Below are 13654 nucleotides of genomic sequence, written 5' to 3'. Positions count from 1 at the left end.
GAGTATTATGATGGTGGTAATAGACTACTTGATCATTTACTTTTGTCAAATGTTGATTCCATTAGCACTAATAGGAGTCGCTCTTATAGCCTTCGTTAACAGTCGGATTTTTCTTAGAAGAATCCCAAATGGTATAGTTATAGAATGAGGAGTATTTTTGTCAAAAAAATAATAGATTCCAGTAGGGAAAATCTGAATAGTAGTTTTTTTGCATAGCTTCTCTACCAATATCAATTCTCACCTTTTTCAAAAGTATTTGTTCATTCTCAATGCATAAACGATAAAATTGTCCCATCCTTTTTTGGGAAGAAATAGGAATCTTTTTCATAGAAAAAGCCCCTAATAAAGGAGACAGGTAATATTTAATCGGTCTCCTTTATTAGGGGCATATCAATATTCCAAGCACTTTCTATGCGTTTCTATTTCAAATTCCTGCTCAAAAACGCTTTCGTACGCGCAGATTGAGGATTCATAAAAAGACTGCTTGGCGGACCAGACTCTTCGATTACTCCATTGTCCATAAAGATGACTTTGTTTGCTACTTCCTTGGCAAAGCCCATTTCATGAGTAACGACAATCATCGTCATTTTTTCCTCAGCCAAGTCTTTCATCACTTCTAATACTTCTCCAGTCAGTTCTGGATCTAACGCAGATGTAGGTTCATCAAACAGTAAAATTTCTGGTTCCATCATTAATGCACGTGCAATGGCAACCCGTTGTTTTTGTCCACCTGAGAGTTTGGCTGGATATACATTGGTAAAATTAGAAAGACCAATTTTCTCCAGGATTTTTGTGCTTCTTTCATAAATGGCAGCGGCTGCTTCTTTTTTGACTAATTTCGGAGCAAGCTCAATATTTTCTTTTACAGTAAGGTGTGGAAATAGATTAAAATGCTGAAAAACCATTCCCATCTTTGATGTAATCTGCTTGATGTCTTGTGCTTGCGAATAGATGCCGTCTTTTACTAAATAATCACCACAAACTCGAATACTACCACCATCAATCTTTTCTAAGTTAACAAGACTACGAAGCATGGTACTCTTTCCTGAACCAGAAGGACCAATGACAGCAACAACATCATTGTTATTTACATCAAAGGTAATCTCCTCTAGTACATCCAGCTTGTCGTATGATTTTTTGAGATTCGATATTTCAATGATCGCCATAAGTATCCGTCCTTCTTATTCAAAATTAAATTTTCGTTCAAGCCATTTAAATAACAATGTTAATAGTAGGGTCATGATTAAGTAAATAACCCCTGCAAGGAAAAATGGCACAATCGTAAAATCGCGGTTAACTGCCGTTTGCGCAAAGTGAAGTAACTCTGGGACTGCAACAGCATAGAGTAGGGCCGTATCTTTCACTAATGTAACAGATTCGTTTGCCACAGCAGGAAGGGCAATGCGAAACATTTGTGGCAGCACAACGCGTGTTGTCGTTTGCCATTTACTTAAGCCAAGAACTTGGGAAGCTTCATACTGGCCCTTATCGATAGCGAGTAGACCCCCGCGGAAAATTTCCGCAAAATAAGCTGCATAATTTAAGATAAATCCTAAAGAAGCTGCAACAAAACGGTCTAACACCAAGTATTCTCCAACTCCTGGGATCATTGGCAAACCAAAGCAGATAAACAATAATTGTAGCAATAAAGGTGTACCACGCATGATGTAAACATAGCAATTCGCTAGCCAAGCAATGGGCTTGATACTACTTCTAATAGCTAGCGTTAATAGAAAACCTAATGGAATGGATACTATAATAGCAATAATAAATAAGAGAACAGTTGCTTGTGCTCCTTCCAACATAGGCTTAAGTATCGACATAATATAATCAAACGACATTTTTATTCCTCCAACAAAACAAAACAGGGTTTCGTAAAGAAATCCTGTTTTGTTTACGATTCATTTGCGAGTTTTTACTTTAATACTTTATTTTCACCAAACCATTTTTCCGAAATTTCAGCGGCAGTTCCATCTTCATTCATTTCATCAAGTGCTTTTTGAAGTTTTTCTAATAACGCTTCATTTCCTTTTTTAACCCCAATTCCATATTCTTCTGGAGCAAGTGATTCATCAAGTATTTTAAAGGAATCCTGTTCCTTCGTCATATAATAATCAATAACAATTTCGTCAATAACGACCGCATCTAAACGACCAGATTTTAAATCACTTAATGCTAATACATTATCGGAAAACTCGGTAACTTCTTTCATTTTCGATTTAATCGGATTAGCATTTAATGCATCTGATGCAGAAGAAAGAGATTGAAGACCAACTACTTTCCCTTCTAAATCAGCTAGTTTTGATAATTTGGAATCAGCTAATGTTACGACTACTTGTGCATTTTTTAAATATGGCTTCGTGAAAAGAACCTTCTCTTTCCGTTCATCTGTAATAGTATATCCATTCCAAATGAGGTCAATTCGACCACTGCTTAATTCAGATTCCTTCGTTTTCCAATCAATCGGTTGGAATTCTACTGACAGATTCATTTTTTCAGCAGCTGCTTTTGCATAATCAATATCAAAACCGACGATTTCGTTGTTTTCATCTCTAAATCCCATTGGAGCGAATTTATCATCAATACCAATTACTAATGTATCTTCCTTTTTATCTTTTGAATTGTTTGAGCAAGCTGCAAAAACGAAAAATACAGATACTAAGATAAGTAAATTAATTGCTAAACGTTTCATGTTGTAAAAGCCACCTTTATGAATTAAAGTTTGTATTTTTTCTGGATAAGACTAATGAAATTAACAATATTACTAAAAAATCCTTTAGTTCGATAATATATTAGAGTGATAAACCGATGAATAGAATTTACCATATTAAAAAAGTAATTGTCAATAAAATATTTTAGTATATTAGTAGGATAAAGGATTTGGTGGGGAAATAAGCTAAAGGTATTATTAAATGAACAAGGAAGAAAATGATGTTTAATCGACAGACTTGATTGGAGTAAAAAGAAGGATGTAGAGGGATTATCAACTTCAGGGATTTAGCGATTAATGATGAAAGACCAGAATTTGCTATTCGCTAGCCCCCAAAAAGTTTAATTTCAAAACGAATAATTCATCTAAGACTATACAGAGAGAATTTTAACGATAGATAGATTTTTACTCTATTTCACTATCTAAATGAAAAGGTGAATTAGTTATGTACTTTTCAGATAAAAGCAGTTTATCTTCTTTCAAAATGTAAGGATGGTTTTCTAGTAAAATAGTTGTCAAAGTTTCTGGTATTTTCAGTTCTCCATAGGCACATATCAATGGAAAGGGAATCTGATTGAAAGTGTACTCTACCATTTTTTCCACGTCTCCTATTACATGGTAAGGTTCTTCCATCGTTGCCCATTCTACATGTGCCCATGAACGAAAGGGGATATTATTATCTACAAATGGCTGGATGGTTTTATTGAAATACTCTTTGATTACTGGTGGATGGTAGCCTCCACTTGAAAAATAAAAGTCTAAACTATTAACATAATGTAGCTGTTTCATTTGTACAGAAGTAATTTTAGTTTTTAATTGTTCATAGATTTTTTGGAAATTTCGTTCATTTTCAATCAGAATAACGTATTCTCCTGCATGGATCCCTGCATGGATAAAGTGAATTGCTTCTTCCATGTAGGTTCTCATGCCCTTATAGAAAAATAAAACATGTAATTTTTCTTTCCCTTCAAAAAACAACCTCTTTTTATTTTCCAATTATGCACCTCATTTTATTTAGTAATTCCATTATAGTAGATTTTTAATTGGAAGATAACCCAATGTTAGGAAATAAGTAATCTAGTATACTATCATTCATTCATTTTAAGAAAAAATTTAATTCCTAGTTGACTTATAAGGAAAATGAGTTTAAATTAATAATAATCAATTGATTGAAAATAAATACTTTTCGGACGGAAAGCTGATCAGTAAACTGAAGGCTGCTACTTAATCATTATTAAGTGGCAGCCTTTTTTTATAAAAAAGGGGGAACCATATCATGACAAAAGAGATTAAGTCCTTATTTAAAATTTCTACTATTCTACTAATAGCATCTTTAGTACTTTCTGGATGCAGTGATACAAAAAGCAGTGGCGAAAATTCAAAAGCTTCTTCTATAGAACTATTGAATGTTTCGTATGATCCTACAAGAGAACTTTATCAAGAATACAACGATGCTTTTGCGAAATACTGGAAAGAAAAAACAGGGCAAGATGTTACTGTTCAACAGTCACATGGTGGGTCTGGAAAACAAGCTCGAGCTGTAATTGATGGGATTGAAGCAGATGTAGTTACATTAGCTTTGGCAGGAGATATTGATGCGATTGTAAAGGAAAGAGGTGTAATTCAAGAGGATTGGCAGACGAAATTCGAGAATAATTCAACTCCTTATACGTCAACGATTGTCTTTCTTGTAAGGAAAGGAAACCCCAAAAATATTAAGGATTGGGATGACTTAATTAAAGAAGATGTATCAGTTATCACGCCTAACCCTAAAACTTCAGGTGGTGCGAGATGGAATTATCTAGCTGCTTGGGCATATGCTGCCAAACAGAATAATGGCGATGAAGAGAAAATCAAAGAATTTATAAAAGCACTCTTTCAAAATGTGGAGGTCCTAGATTCAGGAGCACGTGATTCTACCAATACATTTGTTCAGAGAGGGATTGGAGATGTATTAATTGCTTGGGAAAATGAAGCTTATTTAGCAATTGATGAATTAGGTAAAGAAAACTTTGAGATAGTTAGTCCATCATTAAGTATATTAGCAGAACCACCAGTAGCTGTAGTGGATGGAATTACAGAGAAAAAGGGAACGACAGAGGTTGCAAAAGAGTATCTTCAATATTTATACAGTGAGGTTGGGCAAGAGATTGCAGCGAAAAATTACTATCGCCCAAGGGATCCAGAAGTGCTAAAAAAATATGCAAATCAATTTGAAGAGATGGAATTAGTTACGATCGATGATAACTTTGGAGGCTGGACAGAAGCGCAAGAAAAGCATTTTAGTGACGGTGGTACATTTGACCAAATCTATATTCCTTCGAATTGATTCAGCAGAAAAAAAGAATTTCTAAAATATTTCCGTTGAGCTTTACTAGAAAAAAACATATTTTTTCAAATCATCATTCTCCTTTAAGTAATCGTGAAAAGGGAATGATGATTTGCTGTTAGAAAAATGATAAAAGTAGATTGATGGAAAATATCGGAATACACAAGTTGCAGAGGTGAAGAGATGAGTAAAGGAAGGAAACAAAAACGAGGTAATAAAAGGAGTAATGTGCTTCCCGGTTTTGGACTATCTTTAGGATACACAATGCTATATATATGCATATTGGTGATATTGCCATTATCGATGATATTTTTTAATACTTCCAAAATGGGATGGGAAAGATTTTGGGATACTGTTTTAGATCCAAGGGTTGTTGCTTCCTATAAATTAAGTTTTGGAGCATCTTTAACTGCTGCTTTAATAAATGTAGTGTTTGGTGTGTTACTTGCATGGGTATTAGTCCGCTACTCCTTTCCAGGTAAGAGAATTGTTGATGGATTAGTAGATTTACCTTTTGCTTTGCCAACAGCAGTTGCCGGGATTGCGTTAACTACACTGTATGCCCCCAATGGATGGATAGGGAGTCTCCTTGGATTTAAGGTTGCTTTTACTCCTATTGGTGTAACCATTGCTTTAACCTTTATAGGACTTCCATTTGTTGTAAGAATGGTTCAACCTGTTTTGCAAAATCTAGAAAAAGAGATAGAAGAAGCGTCAGCTAGTCTTGGAGCAACAAGGCTACAAACATTTATTAAAGTCATCATTCCTGAGTTGCTACCAGCCATTCTTGCAGGGTTTACGCTGGCATTTGCTCGATCGTTAGGAGAATATGGTTCCGTTGTTTTTATTGCAGGAAACATGCCGATGAAAACAGAAATTACGCCATTATTAATTATTACAAAACTAGAGCAGTATGACTATGCAGGAGCTACTGCTATTGCATCTGTTATGTTATTTGTATCTTTTCTACTGCTTTTCTGTATCAACTTATTACAGTGGTGGACAAATAGGAATATGACTACGAACTAAAGAAAGGAGGAGTTAACATGGCGGGAAATGTGCCATTACAGCATGTTGCAGCACCTATAAAACCAAATTCAAGTACTTCTGAACCAAGATGGCTACGCATTGTTCTAATAAGTATTGCCCTTTTATTCTTAGGCATATTTTTGGTATTACCGTTAATCACGATATTTCTCCAAGCATTTGACCAAGGGGTAAAGGTGTATCTTGCAGCAATATCTGAACCTGACGCTTTAGCTGCAATAAAGCTTACTTTGTTGGTAGCGTTGATTGCTGTTCCATTAAATGCAGTCTTTGGGGTTGCAGCAGCATGGGCGGTTTCAAAGTTTCAATTCAAAGGAAAGAATCTATTAATTACTTTAATCGATCTACCTTTTGCCGTTTCACCTGTTATTGCAGGATTAGTATTTGTCTTGCTTTTTAGTACACATGGATTATTTGGAGAATGGCTTTTTGCCCATAATATAAAAATTATTTTTGCCGTGCCTGGGATTATCCTTGCTACGGTGTTCGTAACCTTACCTTTTGTTGCAAGAGAATTAATTCCCTTAATGCAAGCACAAGGAACATCGGAGGAGGAAGCATCTCTAACCCTTGGTGCAGGTGGGTGGAAAACATTTTGGTATGTGACACTTCCGAATATAAAGTGGGGACTTTTGTATGGAGTCATTTTATGTAACGCAAGAGCCATTGGCGAATTTGGAGCGGTCTCTGTCGTATCAGGCCATATTCGTGGATTAACAAATACAATGCCTTTGCACATTGAAATCTTATATGGTGAGTACCGTTTTGCAGCAGCGTTTGCAGTGGCAACTCTTATGTCTATCTTGGCTATTATTACTTTAATTATTAAGAGCCTACTAGAATGGAAGACAAAAAAACAGCTTACGAACAACTAGTCATATGGAAGGAGGAATTTATAGATGAGTATTTTAATAAAAAATGTTTCCAAAACATTTGGTTCTTTCCAAGCATTAAAGGATATTAATTTAGAAATCAATACAGGGGAATTAGTTGCATTACTTGGTCCTTCAGGATCTGGAAAAACCTCTTTGTTAAGAATTATTGCTGGATTGGAGTCCGCAGATCAAGGAGTCATTTACTTTGGTGAAAATAATATTACAGAAATCAGTACAAAAGAGAGGAATGTAGGTTTTGTATTTCAGCATTATGCCCTATTTCGACATATGACGGTCTTTGATAATATCGCCTATGGTTTGAAGGTAAGACCGAGAAAGACTAGACCAACTAAGCAAGAAATAGAGAAAAAGGTGAATGAATTATTACGATTAGTTAAGCTAGAAGAATTGAAAAATCGGTATCCTTCTCAGCTATCTGGAGGGCAAAAGCAACGTGTTGCATTGGCGAGAGCCTTAGCAGTGGAACCTAAAGTATTATTGCTAGATGAACCATTTGGGGCACTGGATGCAAAAGTAAGAAAGGATTTAAGACGGTGGTTAAGAAGGCTTCATGATGAATTTCATATTACCAGTGTATTTGTTACACATGACCAAGAGGAGGCTTTGGACGTTGCCGATCGAATTGTCGTAATGAATGAAGGCAGAATTGAACAAATAGGTTCACCAGAAGAGGTCTATGAACATCCAAATAGTCCATTTGTCTATGATTTTCTCGGCAATGTGAACTTATTTTATGGAAGACTGGAAAATGGAAAGCTTCATCAAGGAGAAAGTATCTTTTCTGTCCCAGAATGGAAGGAGGAAAATAATAAGCAAGCTGTAGGCTATGTTCGTCCTCACGATATTCAAATTAGTAAAGAAAACCAGGGAGAAGATTCTATTATGGCAACGGTAAGTCATATTCACATTGTTGGTCCAATCGTCCATTTAGAACTAAAAAGACAAGATTCGGATGAATTCCTAGAAGCGGAACTGCCAAAAGACACCTTTAGATCCCTGTCTTTACAGATTAAAGATCAGGTCTATGTTAAGCCAAATCAGTTAAAAGTTTTTATCCCTGAAGATTACTCCATATAAAAGCTGCTAATAGCAGCTTTTTTTTATGGAGGCATAGGTACAAATTATTACAAAGTCACGTATTAGCTGTTTGATTGTACACTGCTCGCTAGTTAGTGGGAAGATATAGGAATAGTAGGAATAAGGTTTAGGCTAATAAGAAAGGATGGAAAAAGAAAAAAGCAGAAAAAGTTAAGCGTTAGCGAACATTTTTCCACTTTAGAGAACCGCATCCAGTATGAGGATGTGAATTTGGATAGTCTTTCATTAGCTTTTCATTTAACTCTGCTATAGATAATTTTTCTAACATGTCAGCGGATAAGCCACTATTACAAACAATCTTTTGAATCAGAATATTTTTAATGGATTTCGTTTTATCATAATAAACCATTGTTCATTCCTCCTAATTCAGTATATTAAGGAAATAAATAGTAAAGAGTTTTAAATTTATAGGTTAGTTGGAGTATTGCTTCTTTATATTATAACTTAAATAATCGACTATTCCAAGTGGTTAAGACGGAATTGTTATTAGGACAACTATTTTTTTAGCGAAGTATTCAGCTTTTCTTATTGAGGCAAACTGTACGATTCGTTATAATGAGGCAAAAGAGTGAGATGACTGACAATTTTGATTTTTGTCAAATGCAGAAGGGGTGGAGAAATGAGCAAATATAAAGTAATATTATTTGATTTAGATGGTACGATTTCAGATCCGAAAGTAGGAATAACGAAATCTGTACAGTATGCTTTACAGAAGCTTGGGAAAGAAGAACTTGATTTAGTTAGGTTAGAAAAATTCATTGGACCGCCGCTACAAGAATCATTTTCAAAATATTATGGCTTTAATCAAGAAATGACAAATCAAGCTATTGCTCAATATAGGGAGAGATTTAAGCAGAAAGGAATGTTTGAAAATGAATTATATTCAACTTTCACTACATTGCTTGACTCGCTGAAGGAAGAAGACAGCATCTTAATTGTTGCGACTTCAAAGCCAACTGTTTTTGCAGAAGAAATTTTAAAATATTTTCAAATCGATCAATATTTTGCCCATATCATTGGCAGTAATCTTGATGGCACAAGATCATCGAAAACAGAAATAATTCAACACATATTAGAGTTATATCCATCTTATCAGCTTAGTGATTTTATTATGATAGGCGATCGGGAACATGATATTATCGGAGCAAATAATGTAGGAATGGACTCAATAGGTGTCACATATGGATATGGATCGTTTGATGAGTTAAACAAAGTAAATGCAAGGTTTATTGTGGACAGTATCAGTCAATTAAAGGATATTTTAATAGGTAAAAAGAATAAAAGAAAGCAGGAAATCAGTCTTGTGACAGATGAGGATGCTCCGATTGTCCATGAGCTAATGCTCGAAGCTTTTGAAGATTATCGATATATCGAGGTGCCTTCAAGTGCATTGAATGAACCAATAGACAAATTAATAACCGCTCTAAAAAACGGAACAGAGCAAGCAATTATCTATCGTTTAGATGACGTACCCCTAGGTTCCTCACGTCTACAGCTAAAAGAAGATTCTCTTTATTTTTCCAGACTATCTGTTACTCCATCTGCAAGAGGCAAGGGAATTGCGCAAGCGATGTTAGCATGGATGGAAGAATATGCATTATTAAATGGTAAGCAGAAAGTGGAATGTAAAGTCAGAGCTAATGTACCGAAGAATATCCGTTTATATGAAAAAGTTGGTTTTAGCATTACAAAAGAAGAAACGGCTGTTAATCCTAATGGGAAGTTAGTCAAAACAGTTAATATGGAAAAGTGCATAAAAAGGGAAATTCATTCGGGACTCTAATTTTGTTGGATTTACAAAGCAATAAAATAGAAATTGCGCCATCTTTTTAAAAGACTTGGCTTTTTTATCTATTTAGGGGATATTCTGCTGCTTTTTATGGTTGCCTAGGTTGCCAACTACAAGCTAATCCTCAGACTAAACATAAAAATCTATATATCCAAGATTAAAATGTTACATTATAATGAATGAATATACTGAAAATTCTGCTCAATGTGCAGAGGAAGTACATAGGAGGAAAACATATGAATTACAATTTTGCAAATCGAATAGAAAGAGTGAAGCCATCAGCTATTCGAGAATTATTAAAGTTAGGTGGGGACCCAGGGATTATTTCATTTGGCGGCGGATATCCAGATCCAGAGATTTTTCCTATTGATAAATTACGAAAAGTCTATGACCAAGTTTTGCAGGAAGAGGGAAAATTGGCGCTTCAATATACAGGTACAGAAGGGTTAATGGCATTAAGGGAAAAGCTAGTGAATCGGGTAAAACGAATTGGCATAACTTGTGACATTGATAATCTTTTTATTATTCAAGGTGGACAGCAAGGGTTGGATCTTGCAGCGAAGGCTTTTATTGACAGAGGAGATGTCATTATAACAGAGAATCCAACTTTTTTAGGCGCACTTGCTGCCTTTAATCCGTATGAACCAGAATATATAGGCGTATCAATGGATGAAAATGGCATGCGAATGGACGAGCTCGAAGCTGTTTTACAAAAGCATTCCAATGCGAAGCTTATTTATACGGTTCCTGAATTTCAAAATCCTACAGGAGTGACGATGAGCCTAGAGAGAAGAAAGGCTTTAGTAGAATTAGCGAATAAATATAATGTCGTAATTGTCGAAGATAGTCCGTATCGTGAAATACGATATGAAGGGGAAGATCTGCCAGCAATTAAAAGTTTTGACACAGAGGGCAGAGTTATTCATATCGGTAGTTTCTCGAAAATTCTTAGCCCAGGGTTACGACTTGGCTGGTTAATTGCTGATCGAGATTTAGCTGAGAAACTAAGCTTACTGAAAATGGCTTCAGATACGCAAAATTCAACCTTAAATATGTATGCTGTTAATCGGTTTATGGACATATACGATTTGGATGAGCATATTGCACGAATTCGCGGTACATATAAGCATAAAAAAGAGCTGATGTTTCAAACATTACGGGAAGCTTTTCCGGAGAGTGTAACGTATACGAATCCACAAGGTGGATTATTTACATGGCTTACTTTTCCTGAACATATTGATACGAAAATTCTCATGCAGGAGCGTAGTTTACCAATTGCAAAAGTTGCATATGTTCCAGGGGAAAGTTTCTTTCCAGGTATCCAAGAGAAAAACCATTGTCGAATCAATTATTCATATATGTCAGAGGAAAATATCGTCAAAGGTATTACGAATTTAGGGAAAATTGTGAAGGAAATGTGTTAGGAATTTCTATTCTTGCTATACAGAAAATAAAAGTCGGTTACTTTTAATAACTTTTTAATAATTAGTAAGTCGTATTATTTGCAATTAAATAATCTCAGTATTAGGATAAAAAAGTAATGAAAATTTTTTGAAAATACGGAGGTTAAATCATGAAGATTGGAATTATCTTAGGTAGTACTCGTCAAGGTAGAGTAAGTCCGCAAGTTGGAGCATGGGTGAAAGAAATTGCTGACAAACGCGGAGATGCTGAATACGAAATCGTAGATATTGCAACATTTAATCTACCTTTTTTAGGTGCAGCAGAAGGGCAAGAAAATGTTGCAGCATGGAATGAAAAGCTAGCAAGTCTTGATGGCTTTGTATTTGTTGTAGCAGAATACAATCATAGTATTACTGGTGCATTAAAAAATGCATTAGATTCTGCAAGAGATGCTTGGAACAACAAAGCAGCCGGTATCGTAAGCTATGGTTCAACAGGTGGAGCTCGCGCAGCTGAGCATTTAAGAGGAATCTTAGGAGAATTGCAAATCGCTGACGTTCGTGTTCATCCAACACTTTCTTTATTTACTGATTTTGAGAACTTTACAACATTTAAACCATCTTCTCTACATTTAGATAATATGAATGCAATGCTTGACCAAGTAGTAGCTTGGAGCACTGCTTTAAAAACGATTCGTGGATAAAAGGAATACATAGAGTAAGGCTTAAAATAGCTTTACTCTTTTTTTTGTATTTTTTCATTAAGAATTTATTGTTAATCCTTTTAAGAAAGCGATAAATGGGTAATATATATATGAAAAAAATTTTCTACTGGAGGAGAAAAATGAGTGCATTTTTAGAAGCTATTAAAAAGCGTCGCTCTTATTACGGTATAAGTAAGGAGCAAGTCGCGTCCGATGAAAAAATCCAAGAAATTGTGAATGAAGTAGTGCTACATACACCATCGTCCTTCAACTCACAAAGTACAAGAGTAGTGGTTTTATTAAACGAACAACATGATAAGCTATGGAATCTCACAGCAAATGAATTACAAAAAATCGTTCCTGCTGAAAACTTTGCTACCACGAAAGAAAAAATAAATTCCTTTCAAGCAGGGTATGGTACGATTTTGTTCTTTGAAGATCAAGAAGTGGTGGAAGGATTGCAAAAGCAGTTCGCGCTATATGCAGAGAATTTTCCAGTTTGGGCAAATCAAACGAATGCCATGCATCAATTGGTTATCTGGACAGCTCTGGAAGAAGTAGGCTATGGAGCTTCTTTACAGCACTACAACCCACTTATTGATGAAGCGGTACAAGCAGAATGGAACATTCCTTCTACTTGGAAGCTTGTTGCACAAATGCCATTCGGTAAGCCAACAGCAGAACCAGGAGAAAAAGAGTTTAAATCCCTTGAGGATCGGGTGAAAGTTTTTAAATAAAGATTTTTTAGAAGGACTCCTGTAAAGGAGTTTTTCTATTGGAATTAAATGGACGATTACTAGGAGCAAAATCGAAGTATTATTTCCGTTGCTGTGATAGGATTATAGCATCACTATAAAGAAGGTGGAAAAATGAAAATTGAAGTATGGTCAGACTTTGTGTGTCCATTTTGTTATATTGGCAAACGCCGATTGGAGCTAGCTTTAGAACAATTCCCTTACAAAGAGCAAGTCGAAGTTGAATTTAAGAGCTTTGAATTAGATCCGAATACGGAAGCTTACTCAGGAAAAAGTATTCATGAAGTACTTGCTGATAAATATAGAATGAGTATCGAAGAAGCGAAAAACGCAAATGCGAATGTCGGAAATCAAGCGGTAAGTGTGGGCTTAAGCTATGATTTTGATAACATGAAACCAACGAACACCTTTGACGCTCATCGATTAACAAAATATGCAAAAACCGTTGGAAAAGAGAAAGAGCTAACGGAGAAATTATTACAGGCTTACTTTACAGAAGGAAAACTAATTAGTGATCATGATACGTTAATAGAGATAGGTAAATCAGTAGGACTGGAAGAAGAACAACAACGAAAAGCATTAGCTGATTCTACAAGCTTTGCAAATGACGTAAGAATAGATGAAGCGCTTGCTAGCCAAATTGGAGTGACAGGGGTTCCATTCTTTGTAATTAATCAAAAATACTCTGTCTCTGGTGCCCAACCTACTGAGACATTCAAACGTGTTCTCGAACAAGTATGGCAGGAAGACCATCCCGCTCCTAAATTTCAAGATCTTTCAGGAGCAGATGCAGAAGGTGCTGTATGCACGGATGAAGGCTGCGAGGTTCCTAAGAAATAAATTTATACAAAATATAAGCAGAAAGAGGTAGTCTAAAATGAGACTATCTCTTTCTGCTTATATTCTCTTAATGACAAATTAAT

Annotated in this window: 14 protein-coding genes; 9 read left to right on the top strand and 5 right to left on the bottom strand. The window is 35.5% G+C overall.

Annotated features, from left to right (window positions below):
- Positions 1 to 419: 419 nt before the first annotated feature.
- From RTL21_RS01535 to RTL21_RS01520, 4 genes are all read right to left on the bottom strand, one after another.
- The gene (locus RTL21_RS01535; RefSeq protein WP_312092627.1) at positions 420 to 1166 is read right to left on the bottom strand and encodes an amino acid ABC transporter ATP-binding protein; all 747 of its coding nucleotides are present in this window, start codon (positions 1164 to 1166) and stop codon (positions 420 to 422) included.
- Positions 1167 to 1181: 15 nt separating this feature from the next.
- The gene (locus tag RTL21_RS01530; protein WP_312092625.1) at positions 1182 to 1841 is read right to left on the bottom strand and encodes an amino acid ABC transporter permease; all 660 of its coding nucleotides are present in this window, start codon (positions 1839 to 1841) and stop codon (positions 1182 to 1184) included.
- A 74-nt stretch (positions 1842 to 1915) separates the two neighbouring features.
- Complete coding sequence (locus RTL21_RS01525) at positions 1916 to 2692, bottom strand: amino acid ABC transporter substrate-binding protein (RefSeq protein ID WP_312092623.1); 777 nt, start codon at positions 2690 to 2692, stop codon at positions 1916 to 1918.
- A gap of 423 nt (positions 2693 to 3115) precedes the next feature.
- Positions 3116 to 3688, bottom strand: a complete 573-nt coding sequence (locus RTL21_RS01520) for an MEDS domain-containing protein (protein ID WP_312092866.1) — start codon at positions 3686 to 3688, stop codon at positions 3116 to 3118.
- Between the two features lie 298 nt (positions 3689 to 3986).
- On the opposite strand from RTL21_RS01520, the gene RTL21_RS01515 reads away from it, so the two are divergent.
- The 4 genes from RTL21_RS01515 (at position 3987) to RTL21_RS01500 (ending at position 8059) form a co-directional block, all read left to right on the top strand.
- A complete protein-coding gene (locus RTL21_RS01515; RefSeq protein ID WP_312092621.1) occupies positions 3987 to 5039 on the top strand; it encodes a sulfate ABC transporter substrate-binding protein in 1053 nt (350 codons plus the stop codon).
- A 183-nt stretch (positions 5040 to 5222) separates the two neighbouring features.
- Positions 5223 to 6068, top strand: coding sequence for a sulfate ABC transporter permease subunit CysT (gene cysT, locus RTL21_RS01510; protein ID WP_312092619.1), 846 nt, complete (start codon positions 5223 to 5225; stop codon positions 6066 to 6068).
- Between the two features lie 17 nt (positions 6069 to 6085).
- Positions 6086 to 6961 carry a sulfate ABC transporter permease subunit CysW gene (cysW, locus tag RTL21_RS01505; RefSeq protein WP_312092617.1) on the top strand — a complete coding sequence of 292 codons (876 nt, stop codon included), beginning with the start codon at positions 6086 to 6088 and terminating at the stop codon, positions 6959 to 6961.
- A gap of 24 nt (positions 6962 to 6985) precedes the next feature.
- Entirely contained in the window at positions 6986 to 8059 is a 1074-nt protein-coding gene (locus tag RTL21_RS01500; protein WP_312092615.1) for a sulfate/molybdate ABC transporter ATP-binding protein, read from the top strand.
- 178 nt (positions 8060 to 8237) lie between these two features.
- On the opposite strand, the gene RTL21_RS01495 is transcribed toward RTL21_RS01500, so the two are convergent.
- Positions 8238 to 8429, bottom strand: a complete 192-nt coding sequence (locus RTL21_RS01495; RefSeq protein ID WP_312092613.1) for a hypothetical protein — start codon at positions 8427 to 8429, stop codon at positions 8238 to 8240.
- 270 nt (positions 8430 to 8699) lie between these two features.
- Between RTL21_RS01495 and RTL21_RS23200 the strand changes: the two genes are divergently transcribed.
- From RTL21_RS23200 to RTL21_RS01465, 5 genes are all read left to right on the top strand, one after another.
- On the top strand, positions 8700 to 9863 hold the full coding sequence (locus RTL21_RS23200; RefSeq protein WP_396954406.1) for a GNAT family N-acetyltransferase: 1164 nt from the start codon (positions 8700 to 8702) through the stop codon (positions 9861 to 9863).
- Positions 9864 to 10105: 242 nt separating this feature from the next.
- The gene (locus tag RTL21_RS01480; protein ID WP_312092611.1) at positions 10106 to 11293 is read left to right on the top strand and encodes an aminotransferase-like domain-containing protein; all 1188 of its coding nucleotides are present in this window, start codon (positions 10106 to 10108) and stop codon (positions 11291 to 11293) included.
- A gap of 149 nt (positions 11294 to 11442) precedes the next feature.
- Positions 11443 to 11976: an NADPH-dependent FMN reductase gene (locus RTL21_RS01475; RefSeq protein ID WP_312092609.1), complete on the top strand. Its 534-nt coding sequence runs from the start codon at positions 11443 to 11445 to the stop codon at positions 11974 to 11976.
- Positions 11977 to 12116: 140 nt separating this feature from the next.
- Positions 12117 to 12713 carry a nitroreductase family protein gene (locus tag RTL21_RS01470; RefSeq protein ID WP_312092607.1) on the top strand — a complete coding sequence of 199 codons (597 nt, stop codon included), beginning with the start codon at positions 12117 to 12119 and terminating at the stop codon, positions 12711 to 12713.
- Between the two features lie 132 nt (positions 12714 to 12845).
- Positions 12846 to 13571 carry a DsbA family oxidoreductase gene (locus RTL21_RS01465; protein ID WP_312092605.1) on the top strand — a complete coding sequence of 242 codons (726 nt, stop codon included), beginning with the start codon at positions 12846 to 12848 and terminating at the stop codon, positions 13569 to 13571.
- Positions 13572 to 13654 lie beyond the last annotated feature (83 nt).

Origin of the sequence: Niallia sp. (assembly GCF_031978665.1) — a bacterium.
Lineage (GTDB): Bacteria > Bacillota > Bacilli > Bacillales > Cytobacillaceae > Niallia.
Note: the sequence above shows the minus strand (reverse complement) of the source record. Positions and strands in the feature narration are given on the sequence as shown.

Excerpts from the sequence above, each read along its gene's own strand:
- RTL21_RS01515 (WP_312092621.1), top strand. The coding sequence starts at position 3,987 with ATGACAAAAGAGATTAAGTCCTTATTTAAAATTTCTACTATTCTACTA.
- RTL21_RS01535 (WP_312092627.1), bottom strand. The coding sequence starts at position 1,166 with ATGGCGATCATTGAAATATCGAATCTCAAAAAATCATACGACAAGCTG.
- RTL21_RS01500 (WP_312092615.1), top strand. The coding sequence starts at position 6,986 with ATGAGTATTTTAATAAAAAATGTTTCCAAAACATTTGGTTCTTTCCAA.
- RTL21_RS01495 (WP_312092613.1), bottom strand. The coding sequence starts at position 8,429 with ATGGTTTATTATGATAAAACGAAATCCATTAAAAATATTCTGATTCAA.
- RTL21_RS01480 (WP_312092611.1), top strand. The coding sequence starts at position 10,106 with ATGAATTACAATTTTGCAAATCGAATAGAAAGAGTGAAGCCATCAGCT.
- RTL21_RS01470 (WP_312092607.1), top strand. The coding sequence starts at position 12,117 with ATGAGTGCATTTTTAGAAGCTATTAAAAAGCGTCGCTCTTATTACGGT.
- RTL21_RS01525 (WP_312092623.1), bottom strand. The coding sequence starts at position 2,692 with ATGAAACGTTTAGCAATTAATTTACTTATCTTAGTATCTGTATTTTTC.
- cysT (WP_312092619.1), top strand. The coding sequence starts at position 5,223 with ATGAGTAAAGGAAGGAAACAAAAACGAGGTAATAAAAGGAGTAATGTG.
- cysW (WP_312092617.1), top strand. The coding sequence starts at position 6,086 with ATGGCGGGAAATGTGCCATTACAGCATGTTGCAGCACCTATAAAACCA.
- RTL21_RS23200 (WP_396954406.1), top strand. The coding sequence starts at position 8,700 with ATGAGCAAATATAAAGTAATATTATTTGATTTAGATGGTACGATTTCA.
- RTL21_RS01475 (WP_312092609.1), top strand. The coding sequence starts at position 11,443 with ATGAAGATTGGAATTATCTTAGGTAGTACTCGTCAAGGTAGAGTAAGT.
- RTL21_RS01530 (WP_312092625.1), bottom strand. The coding sequence starts at position 1,841 with ATGTCGTTTGATTATATTATGTCGATACTTAAGCCTATGTTGGAAGGA.
- RTL21_RS01465 (WP_312092605.1), top strand. The coding sequence starts at position 12,846 with ATGAAAATTGAAGTATGGTCAGACTTTGTGTGTCCATTTTGTTATATT.